This window comes from Terrisporobacter sp. (assembly GCF_017888745.1).
Taxonomy (GTDB): domain Bacteria; phylum Bacillota; class Clostridia; order Peptostreptococcales; family Peptostreptococcaceae; genus Terrisporobacter.
Window position 1 is genome coordinate 1 of record NZ_JAGHFM010000356.1, and the last position, 5,246, is coordinate 5,246.

The 5,246-nt window shown below is 26.0% G+C and carries 6 protein-coding genes; 4 read left to right on the forward strand and 2 right to left on the reverse strand.

Annotated features, from left to right (window positions below; all coding sequences use genetic code 11):
- The coding region (locus tag J7G74_RS15520) for a zinc ribbon domain-containing protein (RefSeq protein WP_297136988.1) at positions 1–1,077 on the reverse strand (1,077 nt) is incomplete at its 3' end.
- A 520-nt stretch (positions 1,078–1,597) separates the two neighbouring features.
- On the reverse strand, positions 1,598–1,993 hold the full coding sequence (locus J7G74_RS15525) for an S-Ena type endospore appendage (RefSeq protein ID WP_297136990.1): 396 nt from the start codon (positions 1,991–1,993) through the stop codon (positions 1,598–1,600).
- Positions 1,994–2,272: 279 nt separating this feature from the next.
- Between J7G74_RS15525 and yidA the strand changes: the two genes are divergently transcribed.
- From yidA to J7G74_RS15545, 4 genes are all read left to right on the forward strand, one after another.
- The gene (gene yidA / locus J7G74_RS15530) at positions 2,273–3,091 is read left to right on the forward strand and encodes a sugar-phosphatase (protein ID WP_297136993.1); all 819 of its coding nucleotides are present in this window, start codon (positions 2,273–2,275) and stop codon (positions 3,089–3,091) included.
- Positions 3,092–3,223: 132 nt separating this feature from the next.
- Positions 3,224–3,721 carry an RNA polymerase sigma factor gene (locus tag J7G74_RS15535; RefSeq protein WP_297136995.1) on the forward strand — a complete coding sequence of 166 codons (498 nt, stop codon included), beginning with the start codon at positions 3,224–3,226 and terminating at the stop codon, positions 3,719–3,721.
- Positions 3,714–4,283 carry a zf-HC2 domain-containing protein gene (locus J7G74_RS15540; RefSeq protein ID WP_297136996.1) on the forward strand — a complete coding sequence of 190 codons (570 nt, stop codon included), beginning with the start codon at positions 3,714–3,716 and terminating at the stop codon, positions 4,281–4,283. The genes J7G74_RS15535 and J7G74_RS15540 overlap by 8 nt, the downstream gene beginning before the upstream one ends.
- 1 nt (position 4,284) lies before the next feature.
- On the forward strand, positions 4,285–5,133 hold the full coding sequence (locus tag J7G74_RS15545) for a YfjL-like protein (protein WP_297136998.1): 849 nt from the start codon (positions 4,285–4,287) through the stop codon (positions 5,131–5,133).
- Positions 5,134–5,246 lie beyond the last annotated feature (113 nt).

Genomic DNA, 5,246 nt, shown 5'->3' on the forward strand with positions numbered 1-5,246 from the left:
ACTAATTCCTACAAAGTTTGAAATTGTAAACAACCAGCAACTTAATATAATAAGGCCTACTATAGATACTATTGTTAGCATCATTTTACTACTAAAAGAATAATACCTCATAACTTCACTTAAGTATGTATTTTTATCAAGTTCAACTGCCACTAAAACCCCCACAATTATAGCAATTATTCCTATACCTATTAATATATTAATTAGTGATTTCTTAAAAAATCTTACTACAATAATATCATTTTCTCCTCTTGAAATTCCTAAATATGTTCCAATAAAAGATATGATAAATGAATTTATAAACAGAGTAAATGAATTCATACTAATTATTATATAAGCGCCTTCTTCTATATCTAAATTATAATTTCCGATAAATCCTACAATAACCATTATAATAGAATATAAAATAGCACATGATATAGAATTTTCTAAAACTTTGCCTTCTAAATTTTCTTTTTTTAATGCTATACGTGATGATATATACATAAATAATCCTACTATTAAAGGATATATTATTGTTCTTGCTACAAATGATATATTAAATATACTCACAAAGGATGCTTTTAAGACTATTTTCACATTAGGCACGTTCATCGCTGCTAGACTTGACATAAATAACTTGAATTTAGATATGCCAGTATCACCAAATTGCATTTGATTGGCAATTCCTAAATCTTGATATAATAAAGTATTAATTATAGCTATTACTATACTACTTAAAATTAGTGTTAAAATAGTACTTTGCACTATTCCTTTTTTATCCACATTAGAAAAATTTGATAAATTAATCTTTGGTAATTTAAATTCAAAACCTTTTGGTGAATCAAATCTAGTTCCAAAATCATTAATTTTACTATTTGCAAATGACTCACTTTTTTGACTTACTGCATCAATCATTTCTCCACAGTTCATACAATAATTACTATTTTCCCTTACCTCACACCCACACTCTAAACAGTATCTATTTTGACTTTTTTGTAGTGTTGATTTTCTAGGCATGCTATCTAAATTTTCACCATCATTTGAACAGTAATTATTATAACTAGAATTGCTTTGCCTACATTTACTGCAAATCATTTATACTCCTCCTTAATTATAAATATTCTCTTTTCTATTATATATATTTACCATGTCGTAAAATGTCATTTTTACTGCATTTTTATATTTTTATTATATAATTAGTAATAATATAGTAAAACTTTGTTCACTTTATGCTGAAAATTAAATAAAATATAATCTCAATAAGTTTACAGTTGAGTTAAAGAATACAGTAAATTGAAATTATGTATAACAGTATTGGAATATTTGACTGCTCAAAGATCAATGTCTACATGTTAAAAGCAGTATAATACCAAAACATCATACCGCTTACTAACAAATTTAATTTACGATGTAGTTATTTTTTAATTAAATTTATCAATATTAATACTAAATACTAAAATAATCATAGTTTAAGATTCATAATATTTTTAATAATAAAAGGCAGAGAATAATTCTCTGCCTAGAATAATACTATACTATTACTTTGTCTGATGACTTAAGACTCTCACTTAATATCTACCACAAATTTCCGACTACATAATAAAAAACAATCAGATTATACACAGCATTCAAAAGCAGGTGATGGAACTTGGATATCAAAGCGAAGTAGTGCTCTTGAAGTACCTTGTTGAGTGCTTATTGTTACATGATCTATATTAGTTGCTGTAAGTGCAGCCATTCCATTTGGAGGTACAATTTTTTGTAAACTATCTACAACGAAAATAATGCTTCTTTGTCCTAAATTTGTTAATATTACTGTTCCAGTTACAGTTAGATTAGTAGAATTTCTATAAACCTCTGTTCCATCACCAGATGTAGCAGTTGCTTTTATACTAAATTGTTCCTTAACAAATCCTTGACAACATTCACTATCTATTCTATCGTCCCAATTATCGTTCCATTCTTCTTCTTCATCCCATCCATTACAATATCTATTATCCATATCATACATTATAATTCATCTCCTTTTAATTGGACAACCTTTAAGATTGCCCTTGGTATATAGTATTATTTATCTAGGATTTTGTTACATAAAAAATTACAATTTTCTACTTTTTTCGCAATATATAATTTATATAAAAAAATTTATTTAAATTATGATATAAATTCATAAGTATTGACTAATTATAAAAATAACCTTTATAATTTTATGTTGATATATCATTTATAAATATATCTATCAACTACAATTATATTAATAGTTTTAAATTCGAACTTGGGGAGGAACAAAATGAATTACAAATTAATAGCACTAGATATAGATGGAACTTTAATTAATAGTTCACATCAACTAACAGAAGGTGTAAAAAATGCTGTGCAAGAAGCTAAGAAAAAAGGTGTTAAGGTAGTTTTATGTACTGGGAGACCATTAAAAGGTGTTGAAAAATTCTTAGAAGAGCTTAATCTTAAAGAATCAGGTGACTATGCTGCAACATTTAATGGAGCTCTTGTTCAAGATACTTTTACTAAAAATCCTGTATCTCACTTAACACTAGGATATGATGACTTAGTTGATTTATATAATTTAAGTTTGGAACTTGGTTCTAGAAGTCATTTTTATGATACTAAAACTGTTTACACATTTAATAAAGATATAAGTGATTATACTGTTCTTGAATCTTACTTAACAGGAGCTCACTTAAACTCAACTACTCTTGAGGAAGTTCCAAAAGATATTGCTATGTCTAAATTTATGATGATAGATCATCCAGAAATAATAGATGAATGTATAAAGAAAATTCCAAAGAATTATTTTGAAAAATACACTATAGTAAGAAGTACACCTTCTTTCTTAGAATTTTTAAATCCAAAAGCTAATAAAGGTGCTGGTATAGAGCTTTTAGCTAAAGAACTTGGTATAAAACAAGAAGAAGTTATCTGTGTTGGTGATGCTGGAAATGACAAACATATGATAGAATATGCTGGCCTTGGAGTGGCTATGGGAAATGCTAGTGATGAAATAAAAGATTTAGCAGATTATACTACTCTTTCTAATGATGAAGATGGTGTTGCTCATGTAATTAAAAAATTCATATTAGATGAAAGATAAAATAAAACATCTATAGTAAAAGGACCTATTTTAATAGGTTCTTTTTTATGGTAAATTTTACTTAACAAAAATATTTTAAAAATAATGTAACGAAAAAGATTTTTTTATCACTAATATTATGAAAGGAGATTTATGTTACTAAAAAATATATACGAAGAATATAAGCAGGATGTATTTAAATATCTTGTAAGTTTAACACATGATATTTCTCTTTCAGAAGATTTAGTGTCTGAAACTTTTTTAGGTGCATTGAAGTCATTACATAAATTTAAGGGTCAATCAACTATTAAAACTTGGCTATTTTCCATTGCAAGAAACAAGTGGTATGAACATTTAAGAAAAGAAAAGCCTACTATTTCCTTAGATGACTTATCTTATAATTACCTCTTAAGTGAATCTGATTTAGATGATTCTATTATAAAAAAAGAACTGTCTAATAAAATACTTGCTTTACTTGATAGTGAATCACCTAGAACAAAGGATATTATTCTTATGAGAATAGAGGGATATTCTTATTTTGAAATAGGAAAAAAACATAACATATCTGAAAGCTCGGCAAGAGTAATAGATTATCGTATTAAAAAGAAAATCAAAAATATTTTAGCAAAGGAGGCTAATAACTATGAATAAAATCTCATGTGATATTTGTATGGATTTAATTCCCCTAGTTAAGGATAATGTAGCCAGCGAAGATAGTTATAAAGCTGTTATAACACATATTCATGAATGTGATGAATGTAAGGAATTATTTGACCAAACGGAAATTGAAAATACAATCCAAAATGAAAATATCAGTGAAAATAAAAAAATAAATGATAAAAAAATTATTTCTAAAATAAAAAATCAACTTATACTTATGGCTCTTACACTAGTTGTGATTGGCTCATTTATAGGGGTAATGCTTACAGAAAGTGAATTTATGTTTTACAATATTTTGATTATGCCTGTAATCGGATCACTAAGCTACTTTACACTTAGAAAAAAATCATATCTTGTGGTCATAGCTATATTTAGCTTTGCATATTTATATCATTTTATTAAATACATCATGGAAGGTCTATTTGATAAATCTCAGATAGCTTCATTTATAACAGCTCCAGCTATGTGGGCTAGTATTTATAGTGGACTTTGTGCTCTTGGTGTTTTAATTGCATTTTTACTTTATATTGCCTTTAGAAAGGAGAATAAATAATATGAAAAAATCAACGAAAATATGTGCAGGTATAACTGCTTTTTTATTAATTATAGGTGTTATGTGGTTTGCCAATGGATTATTAGGTAATCCTATATCTAAAACTATTTCAAACAATTCAGCAAAAGAATATATTGAAAAAAACTATCCTAATATGGATTTAAATATATCAGATGCCTTTTATAATTTTAAAACTGGAACTTATGATAGTGAAGTGAAATCACCTACAAGTAAAGATACTCATTTTTATTTATCTATATCATCTCTTGGAAAAATAACTTATAACTCTTATGAAAATGACGTAGTTGATAGATATAATACTTTCAATAGAATAAACGAAAGTTATAGTTCTAAGATGGAAAAAGTCTTTGATAGTAATGATTTTCCATATGAAAGTGAAATAAATTTTGGTGCAATAATGGACATAGAAAATTTAGAAATTAATAAAAATAATGGACTTACTTATCCTATTTATGGAATTGACTTAAAAAAATTAGAGCTAGACAAAGATTATGACATGTATGAAATGGGTAAAAAAGCAGGTCATATTGTATTTTATGCTGAAGATGAAGAAATTACAGTAAAGAAGGCTAGCGAAATTCTCCTTAATATAAAAAATATATTAGATAAAAAAAATATATCTTTTTATGCCATAGATTTTATTTTAGAAAAGCCTAGAAATGAGGAAGGAACACCAAGCTCAGATGATGCTTCCATTAGAATAGAACATTTCTTATATGAAGATATTTATGAAGAAAACTTGGAACAACGTATTTCTAAAGCTGAAAAAGATTTGAAAAAATACTATGAGATAATTGATTCAAAGAAAGAAGAGTTAGAAATTGAATAGATTTTTATAATAAATTCATCTATAATAAAATTATATTACTATATAGTATATACCGAATATGCTATATAGTAACTATATATTTTTCTGAAAAATTAAATATTTCATACTAATTA

Bases quoted from the DNA above. Each gene is read 5' to 3' on its own strand.
- yidA (WP_297136993.1), top strand. From the start codon at position 2,273: ATGAATTACAAATTAATAGCACTAGATATAGATGGAACTTTAATTAAT.
- J7G74_RS15540 (WP_297136996.1), top strand. From the start codon at position 3,714: ATGAATAAAATCTCATGTGATATTTGTATGGATTTAATTCCCCTAGTT.
- J7G74_RS15525 (WP_297136990.1), bottom strand. From the start codon at position 1,993: ATGTATGATATGGATAATAGATATTGTAATGGATGGGATGAAGAAGAA.
- J7G74_RS15535 (WP_297136995.1), top strand. From the start codon at position 3,224: ATGTTACTAAAAAATATATACGAAGAATATAAGCAGGATGTATTTAAA.
- J7G74_RS15545 (WP_297136998.1), top strand. From the start codon at position 4,285: ATGAAAAAATCAACGAAAATATGTGCAGGTATAACTGCTTTTTTATTA.